Annotated in this window: 4 protein-coding genes; 1 reads left to right on the forward strand and 3 read right to left on the reverse strand. The window is 69.1% G+C overall.

The window, feature by feature from the left end; all coding sequences use genetic code 11:
- A partial coding sequence (locus tag LOY02_RS18320) for a nitrilase-related carbon-nitrogen hydrolase (protein ID WP_317183806.1) occupies positions 1-800 on the reverse strand: 800 nt, incomplete at its 3' end.
- A gap of 193 nt (positions 801-993) precedes the next feature.
- Here LOY02_RS18320 and LOY02_RS18325 point away from each other — a divergent pair.
- The gene (locus LOY02_RS18325) at positions 994-1,434 is read left to right on the forward strand and encodes a pyridoxamine 5'-phosphate oxidase family protein (RefSeq protein WP_317183807.1); all 441 of its coding nucleotides are present in this window, start codon (positions 994-996) and stop codon (positions 1,432-1,434) included.
- A 33-nt stretch (positions 1,435-1,467) separates the two neighbouring features.
- Here LOY02_RS18325 and LOY02_RS18330 read toward each other — a convergent pair whose 3' ends face one another.
- Both LOY02_RS18330 and LOY02_RS18335 read right to left on the reverse strand, forming a co-directional pair.
- Positions 1,468-2,532 carry a tellurite resistance/C4-dicarboxylate transporter family protein gene (locus LOY02_RS18330; protein ID WP_317183808.1) on the reverse strand — a complete coding sequence of 355 codons (1,065 nt, stop codon included), beginning with the start codon at positions 2,530-2,532 and terminating at the stop codon, positions 1,468-1,470.
- Between the two features lie 21 nt (positions 2,533-2,553).
- On the reverse strand, positions 2,554-3,747 hold the full coding sequence (locus LOY02_RS18335) for a glycine C-acetyltransferase (RefSeq protein WP_317183809.1): 1,194 nt from the start codon (positions 3,745-3,747) through the stop codon (positions 2,554-2,556).
- Between the last annotated feature and the right edge of the window lie 149 nt (positions 3,748-3,896).

A 3,896-nucleotide genomic window follows, 5' to 3' on the forward strand; every position in this document is an offset into this window, starting at 1 on the left:
CCCTCCGGGAAGCGCTCGGTCTCGGCCAGCAGCATGCCGCGTTCGTAGATCATCGTCTGGCCGTCCCAGGACAGGTCGGTCGTCGACTCACCCTCGCCCGCCGCGGAGTACAGGTAGGCAGCGAGGCACCGGGCCGACGCGCTCCGGCACAGCAGGTGGCGATCCTCCGCTCGGCCGACGGTGATCGGGGAGCCCGAGATGTTGACGAGCACGGTCGCGCCGGCGAGCGCCGCCTCAGCGCTCGGAGGCACCGGGATCCACATGTCCTCGCACACCTCGACGCCGACGACGAAGCCCTCGAGGTCGGTCGCGCGGAAGAGCAGGTCGGTGCCGAACGGCACGCGCCACCCGGCCACGTCGATCGTCTCGCGCCGCTGGTCGTCCCCGGCGGCGAAGTGTCGCCGCTCGTAGAACTCGCGGTAGGTCGGCAGGTAGGCCTTGGGCGCGACACCGAGGATCGCCCCGCGGTGCACGACCACGGCACAGTTGAAGAGTCGCGCGTCCTTGACGAGCGGCAGGCCGACCACGAGGACCGGCAGCAGGTCGGCCGAGGCCTCCACGACCCGGGCGAGGGCCTCCTCTGCCGCGTCGAGGAGCGGGTCCTGGAGAAGGAGGTCGTCGATGGCGTAGCCGGTGAGGCACAGCTCGGGGAAGCTCGCGAGCGCCACGCCCTCGGCGCTGCAGGCTCGCGCCTGCTCGATGACCGCGTCGGCGTTGCGAGCAGGGTCGGCGGCAGCGACCGGGAGCGTGCACGCCGCCACGCGGGCGAAGCCGTGGGCATAGGAGCTGTAGAAGTCCATGGGCATAGTCAATCCCAACTCACGGGGGCTCCGCCCCCGTGGACCCCCGACAACCCCAACCCACAACTCCACTCACGCCGCTCGTAGGCTGTCCGGTGACGCACCTCGCACGGCCGACGGCCCCCACCCGGGGGCTACTACTATGGGTAGTACCGAGACCCAGGGGCCCGGTCCCACCATCGAGGGAGCTGACATGAACGACTACGACGACGACGGCCCGATGCGCGTCCTGCACCCCGATCAGTCATGGGACTTCCTCCGGGCTCGCGAGTTCGGTCGGCTGGCGTTCCATCTCGTCGGCGAGGTCCACATCGCCCCGATCAACTACGCCGTCGACCCCATGGACCGGATCGTCTTCATCACGAGCGAGGGCAGCAAGCTCTTCGGTGTCACGGCCAACCGGGACGTCGCCTTCGAGGTGGACGAGGTCGTCGATGATCGCGCGACGAGCGTCATCGTCCGCGGCCGAGCCAAGATCCTCGAGGGCCAGGACGCCTACATCGTCGAGCAGCTCCCGCTCCGACCCTGGATCCCGAGCCCGAAGTCGGTGGTCGTCGCGATCGAGGTCGACGAGGTGTCGGGCCGCTCCTTCGACCTCAGCCGGCCCTGGCTGCACGAGATCCCGCGCAGGTAGCCTGCCCCGCAAGGCTCGAGGGCATCTCGCCGGTCACGTCCTCGAGCGGTCGAGCAACGCGGCACCGACGCTCCGGACCATCGCCACGAAGACGAGGGCCCATGCGGTGAGCGCGACCCACAGCCAGTTCGACCCGATCGCCTCGACGATCGGCAGGCGGTCGGCGCGGCCGAGGTAGATCCCGGCGACGGCATACATCCCGAGCGGGAAGATCATGCTCCACAGCGTCGGCACGTAGACGAGCGGGACCTTGCGGACGTAGTGCCGCCACACTCCCGCCGCGACGAGCACGGGGATGAGCCACGTCGCGAACGCCCAGAACACGACGGAGAGCCCCGCGACGAGACCCTGGGTGGCATCGGCCATCGGCGCCGACTCCATCTCGACGATCCGGGCACCGGCCACCACCGTGATGGCCACGGCACCCATCGACACCCAGTAGGGCGGGTCGAACTCCGTCGGGTCGAGCTCGTAGAGCATGATCCGCAGTGCGACGATGATCGCCGAGGCCACGTAGAGGAACACCCCGACGGACCACGAGAACACCGCGAGGATCGCGAGCCAGGCCCGCAGCTCCACGAGGACGACCTCGAGCGTGGCAGCCGACACGGCGACCGACTGGCTCGCGACGACCCAGATGAACCACGTGCCGTTGGCGAGGGCGACAACCGGCCGCTCGGAGCGGCCCAGCACGGCGCTCCACGGGATGACGTAGCCGAGGACGAGCCAGACGGCGAACGAGATGACGAGCAGCCAGGCCGTCAGGGTGTACCAGCCCTCGGCACCCGCCCGGGCGCCAAGGACGTTGGTCCCGGCGACGAAGGTGAAGAAGCCGAAGGCCCGTTTGGGATTCTTGAAGTCGTCGATCATGGCGTGCCGGAAGGCGGCGAACCGCCAGACGTTGAGCACGATGAGCACGACATAGGCCGTGATGCAGACGGCGAAGAGTACGACCGACAGGACGGTGAAGCCGACGAGCTGGAGCCCGAGCGAGATGATCCCGCTCGCCATGACGAGGGCGAAGTAGCCCGGCGTGAGCCGCTCGACCAGGACGCCCACGCGACCCGGCCGCGGTTGCGCAAGCGAGCCCAGCGGCATACGACCTCCTCCTGTGTCCGGTCAGCCCACCGCGTCGCGGGCAGCGACGAAGGCGTCGACGCAGGCTCGCACGTCGTCCTCGGAGTGGGCCGCCGAGAGCTGGACCCGGATGCGCGCCTTCCCCCGCGGCACGACGGGGAAGCTGAACGCGATGACGTAGACGCCGTTGCCGAGCATGTGGTCTGCGATGTCTGTCGCGCGACGCGCGCCGTCCTCGCCGGGGAACATGACGGGACGGATCGGGTGCGACCCGGGGAGGAGCTCGAAGCCCGCCTCCGTCATGAGCCGGTGGAACAATTCGGTGTTGCGTCGCAGGATCTGGCGCTTCTCGCCGGAGGACTCGATGAGCTCGAGCGCCCGCATCGAACCGGCGACGACGGGCGGCGCGACGGAGTTCGAGAAGAGGTAGGGCCGGGAGCGCTGGCGAAGCAGGTCGACGACCTCCTGGTGGCTCGCGACGTATCCGCCGGAGGCGCCGCCGAGGGCCTTGCCCAGGGTGCCTGTGATGATGTCGACGCGGTCCTGCACGCCGAAGAGCTCCGGCGTGCCACGCCCTCCGTCGCCGATGAACCCCACGGCGTGCGAGTCGTCGACGAAGACGAGCGCGCCGAACTCCTCTGCGAGGTCGCAGATCGCGTCGAGGGGGGCGTAGGACCCGTCCATCGAGAAGACGCCGTCGGTGACGACGACCGTGCGCTTGGCACCCGCAGCTGCGGCCGCCTCGAGCTGCGCCCGCAGGTCGGCCATGTCGGCGTTGCGGTAGCGGTAGCGCATCGCCTTGGAGAGGCGGATGCCGTCGATGATCGACGCGTGGTTGAGCTCGTCGCTGATGATCGCGTCCTCGGCGCCGAAGAGGACCTCGAAGACGCCGCCGTTGGCGTCGAAGCACGACGAGTAGAGGATCGTCGCCTCCATCCCGAGGAAGTCGGCGATCCGGCGCTCGAGCTGGGTGTGCAGGGTCTGCGTGCCGCAGATGAACCGGACCGACGCCATCCCGAAACCCCACGCGTCGAGCGCGCCCTTGGCGGCCTCGATGATCGACGGGTCGTCGGCCAGGCCGAGGTAGTTGTTGGCGCAGAAGTTGATCGCCTCGGCCTTGAGGGTCGTCACGTGCGCCGACTGGGGTGAGGTCAGCTCGCGCTCGTTCTTGTAGAGGCCGGCGTCCTTGATCTCCTGCAGGGTCGCTGCGAGCTCGTCCTTGACGGTGCCGTACATGGGTGTCCTTCGCGGGTGGGTCGGGTGACAGAGGTCAGCGTATGCCGCTGGGCTGGCTTCGCGCGCGGATGCGGGCGGTGCGTTTGGCGGGTCTGCAGCAGGACGGCAGTAGTTGAGCCAGTCGTTGCGAGTTCAATTCTGATGCAGAG

The sequence above is a fragment of the Intrasporangium sp. genome (genome assembly GCF_032907665.1).
In the GTDB taxonomy this organism is placed as follows: Bacteria; Actinomycetota; Actinomycetes; order Actinomycetales; family Dermatophilaceae; genus Intrasporangium.